Raw genomic sequence first — 21,856 nt, 5'->3', positions numbered from 1 at the left:
CACGGGTCCCGGCAGCGACGCCGCGCCGTACCGATCGCCGGACGGTAAAGACGCCGCGCCCAACGGCGGATCAGGCGGGGCCGGTGAGCTGCATCAGGCGGGCCTCGCACAGGTCCAGCCAGCGCACCTCGGCCTCCGTCTGGAAGATCAGGGAGTCGAGCACCAGCAGGCGGGCGGTGTCAGCAAGCCGCGGTTGAGCGGCCGCGTCGCGGCGGGCTCTCGTGTAGTCCTGGAGCGCCCGGATGGACACGGCCCGCTGGGTCTGGATGATTCCGCCGACGTCGGCTCCCGGGAGCGTCAGGGCGAGGGCGAGTTTGATGGCCAGCTCGTTCCGCGGCGGGTTGCTGCGCCCCACCGGGGTCCGCAGCCAGGTCCGTACCTCATCGGCGCCCGCCGGAGTGAGGCTGTAGAGAATGTGGCCGGCGCCGTCGTCGCCGTCCCGGGAGATCATGCCGTCGCGTTCGAGGCGGTCGAGGGTGGTGTAGACCTGCCCGATGTTCAGCGGCCAGGCGGAGCCGGTGCGTTCGTGGAATTCCGTCCGCAGCTGGTAGCCGTAGCGGGGGCGGTCCTGCAGCAGCGCGAGCAGGCTGTGGCGGATAGACATGGTGTATCCGACGCTAGCAGGGCGACGGGATACACGCGCCCCAAGACGCGTGTATACCGTGCATGGAATTACAGTATCGTGATTCGCCCGCCGCCGCGTGCCTTGCTATGCCCGGAACGGCATGTTTCCGCTCACATGACCAGCAGGATCTTGCCCATGTGTTCGCCGGAGTCGAAGTAGCGGTGGGCCTCCCGGACCTGGTCCAGCGGGAAGGTCTTGGCTACCAGCGTCCGGATCTGCCCGTCCACCAGGAGCGGCCATACGGCGTCGCGGACCGCGTCCATGATGATGGTCTTTTCCTCCACCGGCCGGGGCCGCAGCGAGGTTGCGATGATCGCGGCGCGCTTGCGCAGCAACTGCCCCAGGTCCAGTTCCGCGGTGGTGCCGCCCTGGAGCCCGATCACCACCAGTCGGCCGTAGTCCGCCAGCGCCTCGATGTTCTTCGCGAGGTACTTGGCCCCGACGACGTCGAGGATCACGTCCGCCCCGTGGCCGCCGTTCTGCGCCTTGAGGCTCGCCGGGAAGTCCTCCTCGGCATAGTTGATCGCGATGTCCGCGCCCAAGAAGGCCTTGGCGGTTCCCACCTTCTCGTCGTTGCCGGCGGTGGTGGCCACGTGCGCCCCGAGCGCCTTGGCCATCTGGATGGCCATGGTTCCGATGCCGCCGGTGGCGCCGTGAATAAGGACGGTCTCGCCGGCGCGTAGCTGGGCGGTCATGACGAGGTTGGAGTACACGGTGGCCGCTACCTCGGGCAGGGACGCGGCGGTGACCAGGTCGACGCCGTCGGGGACGCGCAGCACCTGGCCGGCCGGCACGGCGACCTGCTCGGCGTAGCCGCCGCCTGCCAGCAACGCCACCACCTTGTCGCCCTGGGAGAAGGGCTTGGTGACACCGTGGCCGAAGCCCGCGATCCGGCCCGAGACCTCCAGCCCGGGAATCTCCGAGGCACCCGGGGGCGGCGGGTAGAACCCGCGGCGCTGCTGGACATCCGCCCGGTTCAGCCCGGCGGCCACGACGTCGATGAGGACCTCACCGGGGCCGGGCACCGGCGCGGGTACCTCCCGTACCTCCAGGACCTCCGGTCCGCCGGGCTCTGAGATATAGACAGCCTTCATGGAGTTCTCCGCTTCTTCACCGATGTCTTGCCTGCCCGCCAGCCACGGCCAGCCGTACGTGCGCTTCCCCCAGCCTAGGACGCGGCGGGGACACCGGCGACGACCATCAGGACTTTTGTGGCCGTCCGCCGACTATGAAAGACTACGCGGGAGGGAAGGTTGTCCGAGCGGCCGAAGGAGCTGGTCTTGAAAACCAGTGTGCGGTAACCCCGTACCAAGAGTTCGAATCTCTTACCTTCCGCGGGATGCGCCCTAGGGCGCGCCAAGAGGCCGGTGGCCGCAGCTGAGAGGCTGCGGGCACCGGCCTTTCCCGTACCGGGGCCGGGTTGGGGCGTGTTTGGACGTCTCCGACACGGAAAAATGCGGACGGCCGGTTTCGGGGCGAGCGCGGGCGCTGGACCTACGGTGGACCTAAACCACGAAAGGACGCCCCTATGACCTGCGACGGCTGCAGCACTGCCTCGAAACTCGACTTCGATTTCAGCATGGCTTTTCAGCCCATTTACGACGCCGTCGCCGGCCGGGTATGGGGCTACGAGGCACTGGTGCGCGGGCTCGCCGGCGAGGGCGCCTACTCGGTCCTGTCCCGGGTCTCCCCCGAACAGAAGTACCGCTTTGACCAGGACTGCCGGGTCAAGGCCATCGAGCTCGCCTCCCGCCTGTTCCCGGCGGACGATTCCCTGATGCTCTCAATCAACTTCATGCCGAACGCCGTGTACGAGCCGGCCGCCTGCCTACGCGCCACCCTGTCCGCGGCCCGGCGGAACAACTTCCCGACGTCGGCCATCATGTTCGAGTTCACGGAGAACGAAGAGGTCGCCGACACCGCGCACCTGCAGAACATCATCACCGAATACCGCAAGCACGGCTTCACCACCGCCATCGACGACTTCGGCGCCGGGCATGCAGGCCTGGGCCTGCTGGTGGACTTCCAGCCGGATCTGCTCAAGATCGACATGAAGCTGCTACGCGACGTGGACACCAGCCCGGCACGGCAGGCCGTGGTGGACGGGATCGTCGCCATCGCCGCGAAACTCGACATCACCGTATTGGCCGAAGGCATCGAAACGGAGGCCGAATACCTGATGCTGAAGGCGGCCGGCATCCGCCTCTTCCAGGGATACTGGTTCGCCAAGCCCGCCTTCGAGGAACTGCCCGCAGTCCGCGAACTGCAGGGAGTTCCCGCCGTCGCATAAGTGGACCGGAGCGCCGTAGGGCGATACCGCCCGTCGGCGGACCGGCCGGTACGCGCGAAAGAGGGCCGCGGGCCCGGCCATTCGGCCGGACCCGCGGCCCTCTTCTTCTACTGCTCTGTCTCTACCGTCTGCTCGATCGGGCAGCTGGTGCCTTAGATCAGCCCGGGGTAGGTGGACATGATGTAGTCCGCGGCTGCCGGGCCCTTGATGCGGAGCGGCGTTCGGCCGGGACGAATGCGTTTCTGCTTCATCGCCGCCCAGAAGGCGTCTTCGGGCTTCGGAACGGACTGGGTCAGGAAGCACCAGCTGGTGTAGACGCCGTAAAGGCAGTCGCGGCCAATGCCGACCGTTGCGGCGTTGTCAGAAGTGGTTGCTTCGAGGAGGAACTGGTCAAACTGCGAATCTGCCATTGTTGGCTCATTTCCGCTGGGGTGCTGTGGTGCCGCCGAGGGCTGCAGCGGCTGAACCGGGCCGCCGTGCACGGGGCGCCCGGGTGAAAGGCGTCAACCTCTCTACACTGTAGACGGTACGCGTAGACTGGGGTCGAAGCAAGCCTGCCGGGTTAAGCACCGGGGACCGATGTGGCCCCCGGCTTCCCGCTCCTCTCGATCGGATCGCCATGACCCCCGCGGAACATACCGCCCCGCCGTCGACCTCCGCCCCTAAGCCGAGGCTGAGCCGGGAACTGGTCCTCACCACGGCCCTCCGGCTGGTGGACGAGGAGGGTCTGGACGCCCTCACCATGCGGCGCCTGGGCCACGCGTTGGGCCGCGACCCCATGAGCCTGTACCGCTACGCGGAGAACCGGGCGGCCCTGCTGGACGGGGTGACCGAGCTGGTATTCGACGAGCTGGAGGCAGTCCCCGAGACGGAGGACTGGCAGTTGCACCTGCGGCGCATCGCCCACAGCCTCCGCGACGTAGCACTGCGCCACCCCAATGTGGTGCCCCTGCTGGTGACCCGGCCGCTGTCCACCCCGCTGGGTCTTCGCCCGCCGGGCACGCTCCGGCCGCTGGAATTGATCCTGTCCCTGCTGGTGAGGGCCGGTTTTGCCGCGAGCGATGCCCTGCACGTCTACCGCGCATATTACGGCTACCTCTACGGCCACATCCTCAACGAGCTGCAGGAGTTCGTGGTGGATCCGGAGGAAAGTGAGGCGCTGCTACGGCTGGGCCTTCACCAGCTTCCGGCGCGGGAGTTCACCCACCTCCGGGCCCTGGCTGACGTGCTGATCGACTACGACGGCAAGGCGGAACTGGACGAGGGCCTCACGATCCTGCTGTCGGGCCTGGCCGCCCGCCTCTCGCCACAGGAGCCGACGCCCGCCGCCTGAGCTCGTCGATCATCGCCCCGAGCGCCGGCGCCTCGGCCGAATTGTCCGCCAGGGCCACCAGCGCCTGGGCAACCCCGGCAAGTTTGACGTTCCGGTTGTTGCTGAAGGACGTGAGCAGCCTGAACGCCTCGTCGGAACCGACGCCCAGCCGGCCCATCAGGATTCCCTCCGCCTTGGCGATGGTCCCCCTGGTCGCCATGGCGCGGCGCACGGCGTCGCGCGCGGTAAGTTCGGTCTCCCACTGGATGGTGGACGTGAGGTCCAGCATGACGCCCGAGACGCTGGCCAGCCGTCCGGCGTCGTCGAGCACGGCCTCCCCGGCCGTCAGGACCCGGTGTTCGTGGGATCGGGCGTCGATGATGCGGTGGTAGATGGCCACGTGGCCGCCGTGCGCGAAGAGTTCGGCGCTGATCGCCTCGATCCGGGGCAGGTCCCCCGGGTGCTTGTGTGCCAAGGTCAGGGCCAAGGTGGGCACAACCTCGCCGCGCTTGTAGCCGTGGATGGCGTACAGCTCATCGGACCAGGCCATGCACCGGGTGGCCCCGTCCATCACAAAGGATCCGGCCGGCAGAATCGAGGCGTTCACCCCGCTGGCATAGGCGGGGCCGGGAGTTTCGGTCATAGCCTTCCTCCTTCTCGTCGCATGCCGCGAATCCGCAATGCGCAGCCGGCGCGACAGCCTGCCCGGGGAGGGTGTGTGGCCCGCCCCCAATAACTGCGGGCCACACTCCGCTCTCCTCCACCGGCCTTCGGCGGGTCATTTGACTTGCAATGCGCCCCGGGATATGCTTTCGACCAGCGCCCCGATGCATCCCCCAATAGCATCGGGGCGCACCCATATCCGAAACACGCCCGACGCCGGGCGGACGGCGCGGCAGGTCCGGGGAATTCCAGTGAGGGGTCAGGGGCCGTGACGGCACCTGACGCTGGCGAAAGAGGGGCGGACGACGGCGGCCCGCGGCGAGTTTAGGCGCATCAGGCAGACCCTCCCGTCATTGGGTAGCGGCCGCCTGCATGACCTCTCACACCATAACAAAATGGACCGCCCAGCCCAAGGGTTTAAAACGGATCTTTGAGCTCCCGACGGCGGTACCGCCCGGAGCTGCGGGAGAGCCGGCCGGGGCCACGCCGGTCGTCCCGCCCCCTCCCTTTGACCGCCGTCGCGGCGGCGTTAGTCTGGTCCCACGCCGCCAGCAACGGAACGAGGAACCGCAATGAAAGCGCTCACCCTGGTGTGGACCGCCGCCGCCACCGCCGCAACTGCCGCCCTGGGCGGGCTGGCCACGGACCCGGAAAGCCGCTGGTACACGACGCTCCGGAAGCCCGAGTGGCAGCCTCCCACCCTGGCGTTCCCGATCGTCTGGACCGCGCTCTACGCCGACATCGCGGTGACCTCCGCCGTCGCCCTCGACAGCGACGGCCCGGCCGGCGCGCACGGCAACGAGGCCACGGCGGGCGCGGCCCGGACGTCCGGCGCACCCACAGCCGTGGAGCGGCAGAAGGCAATCCGCGCCTACCGCGCCGCCCTGGCCGCCAACCTCGCACTGAACGCCGGGTGGAGCTGGCTCTTCTGGCGCTCCCGGAAGCCTTGGCTGGCCGCGGCCGAGGCCGGGGTACTGGCGCTCAGCAGCGCGGATCTCGCCCGACGCACTTACGCGCTCAACCGCACCGCCGGCGTCGCCCTGGTCCCTTACCCGCTCTGGTGCGGCTTCGCCACGGTCCTGTCCGCCGCGATCGCCCGCCTGAACCCCGGCCGGCACTGACCCTTCCCCAGCTACACCACACCCCCGAACCCGGACCGCCACACCGCGAGCGCCGGTCCCTCGGCGCGCCCCGGCACCCCAACCCTAAGTAAATCTTTTGGAAAAATTGCGTTAACCAGCACCGGCCACCCGCTGATTCGGCGGAACGTGGTCGGTACTCTTTTGGGGTGTCCGGGCCAGGGGAAAGGCCGGGGCGCACCGTAATACCAACCACCACCCGTCGCCGGAGGCACCCTTTGGTGGGGTTTCCGCGCCGGCTGCTGGGCGTTTCGCTGGGGAACGCCCCGCCGAATGTTCACGTCATTCACTCCGTGTTCATTCATCCCTGTTTTGCTGTGCCGGGACCTGCTTGACCAGGAGCAGCCCGGCCCGTCCGCGGGGCCACAACCCCGGACATCGCACCCAGCCCTTACCCGGGCACCTTCATGAGAGTCAGAGCGAATGAAAATCACACCATGGAAGACAGCGCTGGGCACCGCGCTGTCAGCGGGGCTCATCGCCGCCCCGCTGACAGCCGTTCCGGCCGCAGCACTGGAGGTCTCGCCGGCAGCCGCCGGAACATCGCCGGTGACCATCAACGAGGCGTACCTCAGCGGCGGCAGCGCCGGAGCCGCCTTCAAGAACAAGTTCGTGGAGCTGTACAACTCCTCTGACGCACCCGTATCCCTGGAGGGCTGGTCCATCCAGTACCGCTCCGCGACCGGCACCGGGGCGCCCAGCTCGACGGCGCCGCTCACCGGCACTATCGCGGCCAAGGGGTTCTACCTGCTCAAGGCCGGAAGCAACGGCGCCACCGGCCAGGACCTGCCCGCGGCGGACGCCACGGCCACCGGGTTCAACCCCGCCGTCGGCGGGGGCACCATCATCCTTGCCAAGCAGCCGGCGGCCCTGAATCCGCTGGGTACCGGCTCGGTTATCGAGCCCGCCAACGTCGCAGACATCCTCGGCTACGGCAGCTCGAACACCTTCGAGACCCAGGCCGCGGCCGCCCCGTCGGGCACCGGCGACGTCCGCAGCCTTAACCGCCCCAACGGTGTGGACAGCAACAACAACGCGACGGACTTTGGCCTCAACACCGTCATCACCCCCGGCGCGGCCAACGGCACCGCCGCTCCCGTCGACCCGGCCCCGGGCACTCCCCCGGTAAACCGCACCATCGCCGAGATCCAGGGCACCGGCGCAGCCAGCCCGTTCACCGGCACCACTGCCACCACCCGGGGCAAGGTCACCGCGGCCTACCCCACCGGCGGAATCTCCGGCTTCTACCTGCAGACTCCCGGCACCGGCGGTGACCTGACCCCGGCCAACCACACCACCTCCGACGGCATCTTCGTCTATGCACCCGCCGCCGTCGCCTCCGTGAAGATCGGCGACTACCTCGAGGTGACCGGCGAGGTCGCCGAGTACTACGGCATGACCCAGCTCAACGTCACCGGCACCACCGGGATCGCCGCGCTGGCCGAGGCCGCCCCGGAGGTCAAGGCCACCGGCTTCAGCCTTCCTGCCAGCGAGGCGTTCCGCGAATCCCTCGAAGGCATGCTCCTGACCCCGCAGGGCCCCGTCACGGTGGCGGACAACTTCTCGCTGAACCAGTACGGCGAGATCGGCCTGGCCGGGGGCACCACCCCGCTCGAGCAGCCCACCGCCGTCGCACCCTACGGCTCCGCCGAGTACACCGCCACGGTGGCGGCCAACGCGGAACGCGGCATCAAGCTCGACGACGGCGCCACCACCAACTTCCTCAAGGACGCCGCCGCCAAGGCGCAGCCGCTGCCCTACCTGACCGGCACAGACCCGGTCCGCGTCGGCTCCCCCGTGACGTTCACGACCAACGTGGTCCTGGGCTACGCCAACAACGCCTGGAAGTTCCAGCCGCTGACCCAGCTGACCCCGGCGAACGCCGCCACTGTCCAGCCGGCCCGCTTCGGCGTCACCCGCGCCGATGCCCCCGCGGCCGTAGGCGGCAGCCTCAAGCTCGCCTCCTTCAACGTGCTGAACTACTTCCCCACCACCGGGGACCAGGTGTCCGGCTGCACGTTCTACAAGGACCGCGCCGGCAACCCGATCACCGTCCAGGGCGGCTGCAACGTCCGCGGCGCCGCCAACGCGGAGAACTTCAAGCGCCAGCAGGACAAGATCGTTGCCGCGATCACCAAGTCCGGCGCCGACGTCGTCACCCTGATGGAGGTTGAGAACTCGGCCCAGTTCGGCAAGAGCCGCGACGCCGCCCTGTCCACCCTGGTGGACGCCCTGAACGTGGTCACCCCCGGCATCTGGGACTACGTCCGCACCCCCGCCAACGCGCCCCCGCTGTCCGACGAGGACATGATCCGCACCGCGTTCATCTACAAAAAAGCCGCCGCCGAACCGGTGGGCGAGTCCATCATCCTCAACGACACCGTGGCCTTCGCCAGCGCCCGCAAGCCGCTGGCCCAGGTCTTCAAGCCGGCCGGGGCCGCCGACGACAAGAAGTTCATCGCGATCGCCAACCACTTCAAGTCCAAGGGCTCGGCCGCGACCCCGGACGACACGGACAAGGGCCAGGGCAACTCCAACCTCGCCCGCACCGCCCAGGCGCAGTCCCTGCTGGCCTTCGCCGACGAGCTGCAGAAGTCCAAGGGCACGGACAAGGTCTTCCTGATCGGCGACTTCAACTCCTACGCCGAGGAAGACCCGATCAACGTCCTCACGGGCGCCGGGTACGTCAACCAGGACGAGAAGGCCAGGAACGCCGACGGCTCCGCCAAGCACTCCTACCTCTTCGGCGGACTGGTGGGCTCCCTGGACCACATCCTCGCCTCCCCGGCGGCCAACGCGGCCGTCACCGGCGCGGACATCTGGAACATCAACTCGGTGGAATCCGTGGCGCTGGAGTACAGCCGCTACAACAACAACGTCACCGACTACTACGCCCCGGACCAGTTCCGCGCCAGCGACCACGACCCCGTGGTGGTGGGCCTGGACCTGAAGGCCGGCCCTGCCCTCCCGGCCAGCGTTGACCTCAACTTGTTGGGAATCAACGACTTCCACGGCCGGATCGACTCCAACACCGTGCAGTTCGCCGGCACCATCGAGAAGCTCCGCGCTGCCGCCGCCCCCGGCGCCACCGCGTTCCTCTCCGCCGGCGACAACATCGGCGCCTCCCTGTTCGCCTCCGCGGTGGCCAAGGACCAGCCGACCATCGACGTGCTCAACACCCTGGAACTGCGCACCTCGGCCGTGGGCAACCACGAATTCGACGGCGGCTGGGCCGACCTGCGTGACCGCGTGATCGCCGGCGGCGCGAACGCCAAGTTCCCGTACCTGGGTGCCAACGTCTACAAGAAGGGCACCACCGAGCCGGTGCTGCCCGAGTACACCGTGCTGGAGCTGAACGGCATCAAGGTGGCCGTGATCGGCACCGTCACGCAGGAAGTCCCGGCACTGGTCACCCCCGCCGGCATCGCGGACCTCGAGTTCGGCGATCCGGTCGAGGCGATCAACCGGGCCGCCGCGAAGATCAAGGCGGACAAGCTGGCCGACGTGATCGTGGTCGAAAACCACGACGGCGCCGGGTCCGGAGCGCCCGAAGGCGCCACCCTGGAGCAGGAAGTCGCCGCCGGCGGCCCGTTCGCGGCGATGGTCCAGAAGGTCAGCCCCGACGTGGCCGCGATCTTCAACGGCCACACCCACAAGCAGTACGCCTGGGACGCACCGGTCCTGGACGGAGCGGGCCAGCCGACCGGCAAGACCCGCCCGATCGTCCAGACCGGTAACTACGGCGAGTTCATCGGCCAGATCCAGCTCACCATCGACACCAAGACCATGTCCGTCACCGGTTACAAGGCGGCCAACGTCAAGCGCAGCACGGATCCGGCGGCTGACCTGATCGCCGCCTACCCGCGCGTCGCCGCGGTCAAGGCCATCGTTGACAAGGCCGGCGCGGACGCCGCCGTGATCGGCAACCAGCCGGTCGGCAAGGTCACCGCGGATATCACCACCGCGTTCGGCGGCACCCCCGCCGTCCGCGATGACCGCAGCAGCGAGTCCACCCTGGGCAACCTCGTGGCGGACTCGCTGGTGGACGCACTGAAGACCCCCGAGCTGGGCGGAGCCGAGATCGGCGTCGTGAACCCGGGCGGCCTGCGCAACGAGCTGTACTACGCCCCGGACGGCACCATCACCTACGCCGAGGCCAACGCGGTCCTGCCGTTCGTGAACAACCTCTGGACCACGACCCTGACGGGCGCGCAGTTCAAGACGCTGCTGGAGCAGCAGTGGCAGACCAACCCGGACGGCACGGTCCCCAGCCGCGCCTACCAGCAGCTGGGCCTGTCCAAGAACGTCAACTACACCTACGACGCCGCCCGCGCCGCGGGTGACCGGATCACCGCGATCCAGGTCAACGGTGCGCTGATCGACCCGGCGAAGTCGTACCGGATCGGCACGTTCAGCTTCCTGGCCACCGGCGGCGACAACTTCCGGATCTTCACGTCCGGCGCCGGCACCAAGGACTCCGGGCTGGTGGACCGGGACGCGTGGATCGCCTACCTGAAGGCCCACAACCCCGTCTCGCCGGACTTCGCACGCCGTTCCGTGGCCGTGGTCAACACCACCGCGGCCGAGGTCAAGGGCGGCGGGGCCATCACCCTGGCGGTCTCGAAGCTGGACCTCACCTCGCTCGGCAGCCCGGCCAACACCTCGCTGCGGGCCGAGTTCACCGACGCGGCCGGGAAGGTCACCGCGCTGGGCACCGTCCCGGTTTCGGCGGGCGCCGCCTCGGTCAACCTCGCGGTGCCCGCGGCCGCGGCAGCGGGCACCGGCACCCTGGTGCTCACGGCCGTCGAGTCCGGCACCCTCGTTAAGACCGCGGTGCAGGTGGCCGCGAGCGCCCCGCCGGCCCCGGTCTGCACCGCCCCGGTGCCGCCGACCAAGTGGTACGACCTGGCCGGCTGGGTCAAGTACGGCATCGCCTGGGTGAAGTACCAGAAGTGCCTGCGGGGCTGATGCCCTGACAGGCGGGAACGGGCACGCCCCGCCCCGTCCGGAACGGAGGACCACCAGTGCGGTGGGTCCGCCGGCCGGCCCGGGGGTCGGGGCGTGCCTGTTCTCGTTTATGCCTGTTCTGGTTGACCGGGCTCAGCCGCCGAGGATGTCCCGGGCGATCTCGTCGGCGTCGCGCAGGGTCCGTTGCCCGCTGCGGTAGACCGGGCCCTGCGCTTGCCGGGCCTCCGCGGCGATTGCGGTGCCCCACTGCGCGGCGGAGAGTTGCAGCCCGAGGACGTAGATCCCCTCCGTCACGGCGCCGTTCGCGGCCACCGGGCGGTACGGGTGCGGGACGACGTCCAGGCCGGTGCTCTGCTGCGGGATGCCCTCGGCGGTCATGGTCAGGCGCGGCCGGACCAGGCCGTCGGCCAGCAGCTGTTCGAGCAGGGGCGAGGCGTTGACGCCCACCCGGTTCGCCGGGGCCAGGGCCTCCACCAGGACGGATGCCTCGACCCGGGCAGGGGTCTCCGCCGGCGCGATGCCCGTGGCTGACCCCGGAGTCTCTCCCGGGCCACCCACCCAGGGGGAGGCGGCCGTGAACACGCCGGCCTTGCGGTCCACCCCGAATTTCGGGTCGGGGCCGACAAAGCTGACCACACCGGCGCGGACCAGCGCCGCGAGCTGCTCAGCGCGCAGGGCGGGCGGGCCGCTGGCCAGGCCCTCCACGAAGGCCTCGAACCAGCCGCGCAGCCCGGCCACCCAGGACTCGTCGGTGATGCCGCCGTCGGCCACCACGGACTTCAACACGGCGCGTCCATGGTGCAGTGCGCCAATGGTCATTTTCACCGGGTCGTCCTCGCCCAGGGCGGAGCGCCGGGCGTCGTCGAGCAGGTAGTCCGTCACGGCCGCGTCCAGCTCCGCCCGGGAGGCGAAGCTGCGCCCGGCCAGTGGCGCGGCCAGGCCCAGCAGGTCCAGCCGGCAGGCGGGGTCCACGTGCGCCTCGATGACTTCGGTGGCGGCATCCTCCCACTTGGCGGTGGAGTGCGCGTGCGGGTGCAGCGCCTCCTCCAGCAGGGCCAGGAACCGTTCCGGGCCGGGGCCGACGGCGTCCGGCTGCGAGCGCGCCAGGGTGGAGTAGTAGGCCCAGACTGCGTCGCGGTGCAGCAGCGGCCATAGGTCGTGGTCGAAGGCGGGCACCACGCCGGCGGCGGCGAAGCGGCCCACCGCCTCCTCCGTGAGGTACCGCAGGCTGACCGAGGCCGGGTAGTAGCCGGAGAGGGTGGCCTTGGCCCGGTATGGGGTGCCCCGGCGGGACGCAGCGATGATGAACGGTTCCCGGCCCGAGGGCAGGTAGGTGAGCCCGGCGCCGTCGTCCGCGGGCAGGAACGTCCCGCCCCGGCCCTCGGTCAGCTGGCCCATCACGTCGAAGAAGTTCAGCCCCATGCCGCGCACCAGCACCGGCTGCACGGCCGGGATGGCGGACCAGTCGACGTCGGCCGGGACGGCCGGCGGAAGGTAGGTCAGGCCGAGCTCACCGGCGGCCGCCTGCAGCCCGCGCTGTTCGGGGTTCAGCCGGGATTCCAGGTGGCCCAGGGCCAGCACCACCGACCCGACCCTCAGCGTGGTCCCGTCCGCGAGCTCGACGTCGAACCCGCTGCCGGCGTCGTCCTCACCTGTGACGGGGCGGACCGCCGTCGCGGACGTCCGGTGGAAGGTAACAGTGACGCCTTCGGGCGCCGCAGCGACCAGCTCCTCGAGGGTGTGCCGCAGATAGCGCCCATACAGCGCGCGGCTGGGGAATCCGGTGGCCTCCAGGGCGGCGAGTTCTTCGCGTTCGGCGCCGCTGAGCGCCGCGTGGGGGTCCTGGCGCTGGCGTTGCCGCCACTGCTCGAAGGTCCCGCCGGCCAGCGGGGGCGCGAGACCGGGATCCTGGGGCACCACGGTGGGGTAGAACGACTGGGTGTTCATCAGGTAGAGCCGCGACTGCTCCGGCCGCCAAACGTGCCCCGGGCCGGCCGGGTAGGGGTCGATAACGTCGATCTGCAGGGTGGCGCCGGGGGCCGCGGGCGCCCAGTTGGCGAGCAACCGTTCCAGCACGCTGGTGCCCCGGGGACCGGCGCCGATCAGTGCCGTCCGGATGCTTTGCGTTAGTGCCACGGCATCCAGAGTATCGGCATCGGGCCCGGCGGCTTGACTTGCCTGCCCGGCGAGGCAGTTGCTTGGATGGGCCCATGACCACCACTGCTGCTGAGCAATTCCCCGTGTCCGGTGCCGCCCCGGGATCCGCGCCCGGACCCGTTGACGAGAACATCTGGCTGGAGGAGATCTACGGCGAGGAACAGCTGGCCTGGGTCCGCGAGCAGAACGCCCGCACCGAGGAACTGCTGGAGGACGCGGAGTACGCGGAACTGCAGGAGCGCATCCTGGAAGTCCTGGACTCCACCGACCGGATCGCCATGGTCGGCAAGCACGGCCGCTGGTACTACAACTTCTGGAAGGACGGCACCAACCCCAAGGGCCTGTGGCGGCGCACCGACTGGGACAGCTACCGGGCGGGATCGCCCGCGTGGGAGGTCCTGCTGGACGTTGACGCCCTGGCCGCCGAGGAGGGCCAGGAATGGGTCTTCCACGGAGCCAACTTCCTCCGTCCGGCCGACGGCGGCGAGCACCGCCGGGCGCTGCTGGCACTCTCCCCCGACGGCGGCGACGCCAACCGGTACCGCGAGTTCGACGTCGAACGCCGCGCCTTCGTTGACCCGGCCGAGGGCGGCTTCGACCTGCCCACCGCCAAGGGCAACGCGTCCTGGCTAAACGAGGACACGCTGCTGGTCTCCAGCACCGCCGGGGGGCTGCCGCGGACCACGTCCTCCTACGCCCGTACCGGCGTCGTGCTGCGCCGCGGCGGGACCCTGGCCGACGCCGAGACGCTGTTCGAGATCCCCGAAGAGCACATGATGGCCCTGGTGGTGCACGATTCGACGCCCGGCTACGAGCGGACCTTCGCCGTGGACTGGGTCAGCTTCTTCGAGACCCGCACCTCGGTGCTGGTGGACGGGCAGTGGGTGGAGATCGATGTGCCCGCGGACGTGAACGTCAGCTCGCACCGGGACTGGCTGCTGTTCCGGCCGCAGAAGGACTGGACCCTGGAGGGCACCAGCTACCCCGCGGGCTCCCTGCTGGCGGTGAACTTCGAGTCCTTCCTGGCCGGCGGCCGCGAGCTGGCCGTGCTGTTCACCCCGGATGAGCACACCTCGCTGCAGTCCTGGAGCTGGACCCGGGACTTCCTGCTGCTGAACCTGCTGCGCGACGTGTCCTCCGAGATCCGGGTGCTGGACCCGCAGCGGCCCGGCACCGACTCGGCCTGGGCGGTCAAGGTCCTGGACGCCTGCCCGCCGCTGCACGACGTGAACGCCTACGCCGTCGACGACGAGGACACCGCCGAGGGCGCGGACGGTTCCGGGGGCTCCGGTGCCGCCGGGGGCAACGACTTCTGGCTGGTGGCTACCGGCTTCACCACGCCCACCACCCTCACCCGCGGCACGCTCACCCGCGCCGGCGTCGACGGGGTGGTCAGCAACCACGAGGTGGTGCGCACCGCGCCGTCGTTCTTCGAGGAGGACGCGTACGAGGTGCAGCAGCACTTCGCCGTTTCCCAGGACGGGACCCGCGTGCCCTACTTCCAGATCGCGGCGCGCGGCCTGGTTCTCGACGGCCAGAACCCCACCCAGCTTTCCGGCTACGGCGGATTCGAGGTCTCCCGCACCCCCGCCTACAGCGGCGTGGTGGGCCGTGCCTGGCTGGAACGCCGGACCGAGGAGATGGCCGGGGCCGACGGCGGCGCCCCGCACAGCCGCGGCGGCGTCTACGTGGTGGCCAACATCCGCGGCGGCGGCGAATACGGGCCCGCCTGGCACCGCGCCGCGCTGCAGGAAAACCGGCACCGCGCCTACGAGGACTTCGCCGCGGTGGCCAGAGACCTGATCTCCCGCGGCGTGACCTCGCGGGAACGGCTGGGCTGCGTGGGCGGCTCCAACGGCGGCCTGCTGGTGGGCAACATGCTCACCCAGTACCCGGAGCTTTTCGGCGCCGTCTCCTGCGGTGTGCCGCTGCTGGACATGCGCCGGTACAGCAAACTCTCGGCCGGGTACTCCTGGATCGGCGAGTACGGCGACCCCGACGACGCCGGGCAGTGGGAGTTCATCCGGACGTTCTCGCCCTACCACCTGCTCCGGGACGGCGTTGAGTACCCGGAGACGCTGATCTGGACCGCCACCTCGGACGACCGGGTGGGGCCGGTGCAGGCGCGCAAGATGGCCGCGCGGATGCAGGCGATGGGGATCCCGAACGTGTGGTTCCACGAGGCGCTCGAGGGCGGGCACGCCGGGGCCTCGGACAACCGGCAGGCCGCGGCGTTGCAGAGCCGCAGCCAGCACTTCCTCTGGCGGGCGCTGGCGGGCAGCGGCGCCTGACCCGGCGGCCCGCCAACCGTTTTGCGCTGCATGGCCGCTTCTGCGTATCCTTGGTGGGCTAGTGATAGCGGATGGAGACGTGCCAGAGCGGCCGAATGGGCTTCACTGCTAATGAAGTGTGGGGCACAACTCCACCGGGGGTTCAAATCCCCCCGTCTCCGCGTTTGGCCCCGGTCCTGGACCGGGGCCTTTTGCGTACCCGGGGGCTGGCCGGCCCAGGCCGTGCCCCGTGCCTAGCCGGCCTGGCCCAGCACCAAAGGCAACACGGCTCCCGCGCCGGCCTGGCGCAGGGCCCGGCCCGCCACAGTGACGCTCCAGCGGCTGTCCACCAGGTCATCGATCAGCATCACGCTCTGGCCCTGAATCCCGGCGAGGGCAGCCTCCAATTCCGGGCCCACCACCAGGCGCTCCCAGACCCCCGCGAGCCGGTACGCGCTGTTGCCGCCACGGCCGCCCGTGGGTCCGCCGTGGGCCAGCTGCAGCGCGCCGACGTACGGAATGCGGCCGATCTCCGAGATGCCGCGGGCCAGCGAGTCAACCAGTTCCGGCTTGCTCCGGGACGGGACGCTGACGATTCCCGCCGGCCGGCCTGCCCCGCTCCAGCCGGGGGTCCGGGAATCGCCCTGCCCCCACTCGCGCAGCACCTGGACGCAGGCCCGCAGCATAGCCGGGTCCACGGCACGGTCCGGGGCACCGGCGGCGAACGTCTCGCGCAGCGCGCCGCCCCAGCCTAGGTCGGTCAGGCGGGCGAGTGCCCGGCCGTTGGCCACGCTCTCCTCGGGCTTGATCTTGCCCTTGACGGCCACGCCCAGGCGGTCCATACCGCTGGGCCACTGCAAACGGGGTTCCAGCACGATCCCGGCGCGGCTGAGCGTGGCATCGGCGGTCTGGGTGGCGTCGGCGGCGATGTCGGCCGGGAACCACCGGCCGGCGCAGTTGTCGCACCGCCCGCAGGGGTGGGCGGTCTCGTCGTCGAGGACGGAGGTGATGTACTCCATCCGGCACCCGGCGGTGTCCTGGTAGATCACCATGGAGTCCTGCTCGTCCACGCGGGCCTCGGCGATCCGGCGGTACCGTTCGGCGTCGTACACCCAGGGCATCCCGGTGGAGCGCCAGCCGCCGCCCACCCGCTCCACGGCCCCGTCAACGGCCAGGACCTTGAGGAGCAGTTCCAGCGGCGTCCGGCGCAGGTCCACGCGTGCTTCCAGCGCGACGGTGGACACGGCGGTTCCGGCCTCGGCCAGGGCGGTCAGCACCGCCGCGGCCTTCTCCTCCGACGGCATGGACGCCGTGGCGAAGTACTGCCAGATATCCCGGTCCTCCGATCCGGGAAGCAGCAGGACGTCGGCGTTCGCGGCGCCACGGCCCGCACGACCCACCTGCTGGTAGTACGCCACGGGCGAGGACGGGGCGCCCAGGTGCACCACGAAGCCGAGGTCGGGCTTGTCGAAGCCCATCCCGAGGGCCGAGGTGGCCACCAGCGCCTTCACCTCGTTGTCCTTGAGCAACTGCTCCGCCCGTTCCCGGTCCGCCGGGTCGGTCCTGCCGGTGTAGGAGAGCACGTTGTGCCCGGCCTCGGCCAGCAGCCGGGCGGTGTCCTCGGCCGCGGAGACGGTCAGGGTGTAGATGATGCCGCTGCCGGGCAGGTCCCGCAGGTGCGTCAGCAGCCAGCCCAACCGCTCGCGGGAGTCCGGCAGCCGAAGGACGCCCAGCCGGAGGGAGTCCCGGCCCAGGGCGCCGCGGATGGTCAGGACGCCCTCGCCGAGCTGTTCCTCAATGTCGTGGACCACGCGGGAATTGGCGGTGGCCGTGGTGGCCAGGACGGGAACGCTGTCCGGCAGTTGGGTGATCAGGTCGGCGATGCGGCGGTAGTCCGGGCGGAAGTCGTGGCCCCAGTCGGAGATGCAGTGCGCCTCATCGATCACCAGGAGCCCGGTGCGCCGGACCAGCTCGGGGAGCTGGTTCTCGCGGAAGGAGGGGTTGGTGAGCCGTTCCGGGGACACGAGGAGGACGTCCACCTCGTCGGCCGCGAGCTGCTCCCGGACGGTGTCCCATTCGAGCTGGTTGGCCGAGTTGATGGCCACGGCCCGGACCCCGGCCCGGGCTGCGGCGGCGACCTGGTCCCGCATGAGGGCCAGCAGCGGCGACACGATCAGGGTGGGGCCGGCACCGCGGCGGCGCAGCAGCAGGGAGGCGACGAAGTACACCGCGGACTTGCCCCAACCGGTGCGCTGGACCACGAGGGCCCGCCGGCCGCCGTCGACCAACGCCTCGATGGCTTCGAACTGTCCCTCGTGGAAGTCCGCTCCCGGGTTTCCGACGAGCTCGCGCAGCACGTCCTGCGCCTGGGCACGCGTCGTAGATTCAGGGGTCGTCGAGTCAGGGGTCATGACTGGTGCGTTCTGGGGAGTAGCCATTGCTTCAGTATCCCAGCCCCCTCCGACAGCGACGAAGCCCGCCCGCACCTCTGTGGACAACGTCTCCCGGGAAATCCACATAAGCGGACCCGTGTCGGCTGCGCGGCGGACCCTTCACCGTAAGATGGTGCCCGTGACTAGCGAACAGACCAAGACCTATGACCTCTCGGCCTCCTTCAAGGCCTACGACGTGCGCGGCATCGTCGGCGACTCGATCACCGTCGAGATCGTCGAGGCGGTTGGCGCCGCCTTCGTCGACGTCCTCGAACTGAGCGGACAGACGGTCCTGGTCGGCGGCGACATGCGCCCCTCCTCCCCCGAATTCAGCCGCGCCTTCGCCAACGGCGCCGCCACCCGCGGGGCCAACGTCCAGCTCCTGGATCTCATCTCCACCGACGAGCTCTACTTCGCCTGCGGCAAGTTCAACGCCGCCGGCGCCACCTTCACCGCCAGCCACAACCCCGCCGAATACAACGGCATCAAAATGGCCAAGGCCGGCGCCGTCCCGATCTCCTCCGAGACCGGACTCAAGGAGATCCAGGCCCGCGCCGAGGAATACCTCAACGCCGGCACCATCCCCGCCCAGGGCACCCGGGGCCTGATCAGCGTCCGCGATGTCCTCAAGGACTACTCCGAGTACCTGCGCAGCCTCGTGGACCTCAGCGGCTCCCGCCCGCTGAAGGTCGTGGTCGACGCCGGCAACGGCATGGCAGGCATGACCACCCCCGCAGTCCTCGGCGACACGCTGCTTCCCAAGCTGCCGCTGGAGATCGTGCCGCTGTACTTCGAACTGGACGGCTCGTTCCCGAACCACCCGGCCAACCCGCTGGAACCGGAAAACCTGCGCGACCTGCAGGCCGCCGTCGTGGAGCACGGAGCCGACATCGGCCTGGCGTTCGACGGCGACGCCGACCGCTGCTTCGTGATCGACGAGAAGGGCGAACCGGTCTCCCCCTCGGCCGTCACGGGCATGGTGGCCCGCCGCGAGATCGCCCGCGCCAAGGCCAACGGCGAGGACAACCCGACGATCATCCACAACCTCCTGACCTCCCGCGCGGTTCCGGAACTCGTCGCCACCGACGGCGGCCGCGCCGTCCGCACCCGGGTGGGCCATTCCTTCATCAAGGCCGTGATGGCCGCGGAGGGCGCCATCTTCGGCGGCGAACACTCCGCGCACTTCTACTTCCGCGACTTCTGGAACGCTGACACCGGCATGCTGGCCGCCATGCACGTCCTGGCCGCGCTGGGCGAACAGGACGGCCCGCTCTCCGACCTGGGCCGCGAATACGAGCCGTACCGGTCCTCCGGCGAGATCAACTCCGAGATCGAGGACAAGGCCGCCGCCGTGGAGCGGGTCCGGCAGGACTTCCACACCGAGGATGTCGAGATCGACTACCTGGACGGCAGCACCTTCGTCGCCGCCGACGGCAGCTACTGGTTCAACCTGCGCCCGTCCAACACCGAGCCCTTCCTCCGCCTGAACGTCGAGGCCACAGACCAGGAAACCATGGAACGCATCCGCGACCGGGTGCTGTCCGTGGTCCGGGGCTAACCGGGTGAGCAGCCCGGCCACCGGTTCCTGGCGCAGCTCCGTGCCCGAGGCCAGCGCCACCGACCTGGAAAACCTGCTGGGCACCGGCGTCGGCGCGGCCCAGGAGCAGCTTGAGCGCAACGGCGGATTCCTGCCCTTCGCCCTGGTGGTCCAGAACGACGACGAGGTGCGGCTGGTGGCGGTCACACCGGCCGACGCCGCCGAAGGCACGGACGGTGACTTCGACGCCGACGCCATGATCGCCGACCTGACGGAACTCCTCCGCCAGCACCGGGACGAGTTCCGCGCCGCCGCGATCGTCTGCGACATCACGCTGGTGGAGGAAGACTCCGACGCCATCCACGTCGCGGCCGAACACCGCGACGGCAGCGTCTTCGCCGCCGTCCTGCCCTACTCGGGCGACGACAGCGGGGACCTCCACTTCGGGGATCTCGCGGCGGACTCCAACGAACCCACCGTCTGGGTGGACTAGACCAACAGCAGATCATGAGGATCAACGCCTTCGCCGACGTCAGCCTGCGCGCCATGATGGTCCTGGCGGCAGCCCCCGGCGGCGGCCTGCTCACCACGCAGGCCGTCGCCGATGCCGTCGGCACCCCGTACAACCACGTCAGCAAGGCCATGGCCAACCTGCGGGTGATGGGGCTGATCGACGTCGAACGCGGCAGACACGGCGGATCCCGGCTCAGCGCCGCCGGCCGCCGTGCCACCGTGGGCGAGCTGTTGCGGGCCCTCGACACCCGGCAGGACCCCGCCGACTGCGAGGTGCCCGGCGGCACCTGCCCGCTGATCGCCGAATGCCACCTCCGGGGCGCCCTGCACCGGGCCCGCGAGGCCTTCTACCGCGAACTCGACGACATCGTCATCTCCTCGCTGCCCACCGAACGGCAGATGAACCCCGTCTTCGCTTCGATCGGCCTGCGCCCCGACCTCTAAGCGGCAAAGCCCCGCGCCCCCCGAGCACTGCCCGGCGGCCTCGCCCTCGATACTCTCCCCACGCGCTCCCGCCGCCCGAACTCGGCGGCTTTCGCCCGCACCCCACCGCGGAATGACCCGTCGCCCGGTCACGATTTGCACCGAACTTCTACGAGCTGTAGAAAAGAGCATGTAGATACTTGTATTTGAAATGCAAGTATCGACGCACAGGGTCCGCCTGAAGACGCCGGACCACTATCTCAGGAGTCAGCACATGCTCTCGGACAAGTCCTTCCCCGTCATCGAGGCCACCCTGCCGCTGGTCGGATCCCGCATCGGAGACATCACCCCCAAGTTCTACGCCCGGCTCTTCGGCGCACACCCGGAGCTGCTCGACGGCCTCTTCAGCCGGTCCAACCAGCGCAACGGCAACCAGCAGCAGGCCCTCGCCGGGAGCATCGCCGCCTTCGCCAGCCACCTGGTGGCCAACCCGGGCACCCTGCCGGAGACCGTCCTCTCCCGCATCGCCCACCGGCACGCTTCCCTCGGCATCACCGAACCGCAATACCAGGTGGTCTACGAGCACCTCTTCGCCGCCATCGCCGAAGACCTGGCCGGGGTCATCACCCCCGAGATCGCCGAGGCATGGACCGAGGTGTACTGGCTGATGGCCGACGCGCTGATCAAGCTGGAGAAGGGCCTCTACGCCGCGCAGGCCAACGACGCGATGTGGACCCCGTGGCGGGTGGCAGCCAAGCGCCCCGCCGGCACCGGCTCCACGACCTTTGTCCTGGAACCCGCGGACAGCACCCCGGTCACGGCCGCGCTGCCCGGCCAGTACGTCAGCGTCAAGGTCACCCTTCCGGACGGCCTGCGCCAGGTCCGGCAGTACTCCCTCTCCGGCGACGCCGGGACCAGCCGCACCTTCACCACCAAGATCGACGACGGCGGCGAGGTCTCCCCCGTCCTGCACAGGAACGTCCAGGTCGGCGACATCCTCGAGATCTCCAACCCCTACGGCGAGATCACCCTCAAGGAGGGCGACGGTCCGGTGGTGCTGGCCTCGGCCGGCATCGGCTGCACGCCGTCGGCCTCGATCCTGCGCTCGCTCGCCGCCGCCGGCTCGGACCGCCGGGTGCTGGTGCTGCACGCCGAAAGCACCCTGGAGAGCTGGGCGCTGCGCTCCCAGATGACCGACGACGTCGAGCGCCTCGACGGCGCCGAACTGCAGCTCTGGCTCGAACGTCCGGCGGCGGGAACCCACGCCCGCGAGGGGTTCATGAGCCTGCGCGAGGTGGACCTGCCCGCGGACGCATCCCTGTACCTGTGCGGTCCGCTTCCCTTCATGAAGAACATCCGCAGCGAGGCGATCAACGCCGGAATCCCCGCCACGAAGATCCACTACGAGGTCTTCGGCCCGGATATCTGGCTCGCGAACTAGGACAACGGCCGGACCGGCTGCTCCACGTTAAACAGACGGCGGCCCCGCACCCGTAAAGGTGCGGGGCCGCCGTCGTGGTGCGGTAA

15 protein-coding genes and 2 tRNA genes are annotated in these 21,856 nt (G+C 69.9%); 11 read left to right on the top strand and 6 right to left on the bottom strand.

Features of this window, described 5'->3' with window-relative positions:
- Positions 1-70: 70 nt before the first annotated feature.
- Complete coding sequence (locus ACFUCU_RS12035; RefSeq protein ID WP_377972828.1) at positions 71-604, bottom strand: PadR family transcriptional regulator; 534 nt, start codon at positions 602-604, stop codon at positions 71-73.
- A 131-nt stretch (positions 605-735) separates the two neighbouring features.
- Complete coding sequence (locus tag ACFUCU_RS12030) at positions 736-1,719, bottom strand: NAD(P)H-quinone oxidoreductase (protein ID WP_377972826.1); 984 nt, start codon at positions 1,717-1,719, stop codon at positions 736-738.
- Between the two features lie 153 nt (positions 1,720-1,872).
- Between ACFUCU_RS12030 and ACFUCU_RS12025 the strand changes: the two genes are divergently transcribed.
- A tRNA-Ser gene (locus ACFUCU_RS12025) sits at positions 1,873-1,960 on the top strand.
- Positions 1,961-2,204: 244 nt separating this feature from the next.
- Positions 2,205-2,915 (top strand): EAL domain-containing protein, encoded by a 711-nt coding sequence (locus ACFUCU_RS12020; protein WP_377972825.1) that lies wholly within the window; start codon positions 2,205-2,207, stop codon positions 2,913-2,915.
- 152 nt (positions 2,916-3,067) lie between these two features.
- On the opposite strand, the gene ACFUCU_RS12015 is transcribed toward ACFUCU_RS12020, so the two are convergent.
- Positions 3,068-3,325: a hypothetical protein gene (locus ACFUCU_RS12015; protein WP_290256521.1), complete on the bottom strand. Its 258-nt coding sequence runs from the start codon at positions 3,323-3,325 to the stop codon at positions 3,068-3,070.
- A 209-nt stretch (positions 3,326-3,534) separates the two neighbouring features.
- Here ACFUCU_RS12015 and ACFUCU_RS12010 point away from each other — a divergent pair, with 209 nt between their 5' ends.
- Positions 3,535-4,248 carry a TetR/AcrR family transcriptional regulator C-terminal domain-containing protein gene (locus ACFUCU_RS12010; protein WP_290256522.1) on the top strand — a complete coding sequence of 238 codons (714 nt, stop codon included), beginning with the start codon at positions 3,535-3,537 and terminating at the stop codon, positions 4,246-4,248.
- On the opposite strand, the gene ACFUCU_RS12005 is transcribed toward ACFUCU_RS12010, so the two are convergent.
- Entirely contained in the window at positions 4,184-4,870 is a 687-nt protein-coding gene (locus tag ACFUCU_RS12005; RefSeq protein WP_377972824.1) for a PAS and ANTAR domain-containing protein, read from the bottom strand. The two genes, ACFUCU_RS12010 and ACFUCU_RS12005, sit on opposite strands and share 65 nt — an antisense overlap.
- Before the next feature lie 592 nt (positions 4,871-5,462).
- Here ACFUCU_RS12005 and ACFUCU_RS12000 point away from each other — a divergent pair.
- Both ACFUCU_RS12000 and ACFUCU_RS11995 read left to right on the top strand, forming a co-directional pair.
- Positions 5,463-6,011 (top strand): TspO/MBR family protein, encoded by a 549-nt coding sequence (locus tag ACFUCU_RS12000; RefSeq protein ID WP_377972822.1) that lies wholly within the window; start codon positions 5,463-5,465, stop codon positions 6,009-6,011.
- A gap of 441 nt (positions 6,012-6,452) precedes the next feature.
- Positions 6,453-10,997, top strand: coding sequence for an ExeM/NucH family extracellular endonuclease (locus ACFUCU_RS11995; RefSeq protein WP_377972821.1), 4,545 nt, complete (start codon positions 6,453-6,455; stop codon positions 10,995-10,997).
- A 132-nt stretch (positions 10,998-11,129) separates the two neighbouring features.
- Here ACFUCU_RS11995 and ACFUCU_RS11990 read toward each other — a convergent pair whose 3' ends face one another.
- A complete protein-coding gene (locus ACFUCU_RS11990) occupies positions 11,130-13,133 on the bottom strand; it encodes an FAD/NAD(P)-binding protein (protein WP_377972820.1) in 2,004 nt (667 codons plus the stop codon).
- A gap of 74 nt (positions 13,134-13,207) precedes the next feature.
- On the opposite strand from ACFUCU_RS11990, the gene ACFUCU_RS11985 reads away from it, so the two are divergent.
- Together ACFUCU_RS11985 and ACFUCU_RS11980 are read left to right on the top strand one after the other, a co-directional pair.
- Entirely contained in the window at positions 13,208-15,445 is a 2,238-nt protein-coding gene (locus ACFUCU_RS11985; protein WP_377972819.1) for a prolyl oligopeptidase family protein, read from the top strand.
- A 73-nt stretch (positions 15,446-15,518) separates the two neighbouring features.
- Positions 15,519-15,606: transfer RNA gene (locus ACFUCU_RS11980), tRNA-Ser, on the top strand.
- Between the two features lie 72 nt (positions 15,607-15,678).
- On the opposite strand, the gene ACFUCU_RS11975 is transcribed toward ACFUCU_RS11980, so the two are convergent.
- Entirely contained in the window at positions 15,679-17,862 is a 2,184-nt protein-coding gene (locus ACFUCU_RS11975) for a RecQ family ATP-dependent DNA helicase (protein WP_377972818.1), read from the bottom strand.
- Between the two features lie 133 nt (positions 17,863-17,995).
- Between ACFUCU_RS11975 and ACFUCU_RS11970 the strand changes: the two genes are divergently transcribed.
- The 4 genes from ACFUCU_RS11970 to ACFUCU_RS11955 all read left to right on the top strand — a co-directional run bounded on the left by ACFUCU_RS11970 (position 17,996) and on the right by ACFUCU_RS11955 (position 21,770).
- Positions 17,996-19,414 carry a phosphomannomutase/phosphoglucomutase gene (locus tag ACFUCU_RS11970; RefSeq protein WP_377972817.1) on the top strand — a complete coding sequence of 473 codons (1,419 nt, stop codon included), beginning with the start codon at positions 17,996-17,998 and terminating at the stop codon, positions 19,412-19,414.
- A 4-nt stretch (positions 19,415-19,418) separates the two neighbouring features.
- A complete protein-coding gene (locus tag ACFUCU_RS11965; protein WP_377972816.1) occupies positions 19,419-19,886 on the top strand; it encodes a hypothetical protein in 468 nt (155 codons plus the stop codon).
- Positions 19,887-19,900: 14 nt separating this feature from the next.
- Positions 19,901-20,350 carry an RrF2 family transcriptional regulator gene (locus ACFUCU_RS11960; RefSeq protein ID WP_377972815.1) on the top strand — a complete coding sequence of 150 codons (450 nt, stop codon included), beginning with the start codon at positions 19,901-19,903 and terminating at the stop codon, positions 20,348-20,350.
- Positions 20,351-20,603: 253 nt separating this feature from the next.
- Positions 20,604-21,770 (top strand): globin domain-containing protein, encoded by a 1,167-nt coding sequence (locus ACFUCU_RS11955; RefSeq protein WP_377972813.1) that lies wholly within the window; start codon positions 20,604-20,606, stop codon positions 21,768-21,770.
- The last annotated feature ends 86 nt before the right edge of the window (positions 21,771-21,856 follow it).

The sequence above is a fragment of the Arthrobacter sp. NPDC057259 genome (assembly GCF_042668995.1).
GTDB lineage: Bacteria > Actinomycetota > Actinomycetes > Actinomycetales > Micrococcaceae > Arthrobacter.
This window is presented reverse-complemented; position numbering and strand designations above follow the sequence as displayed.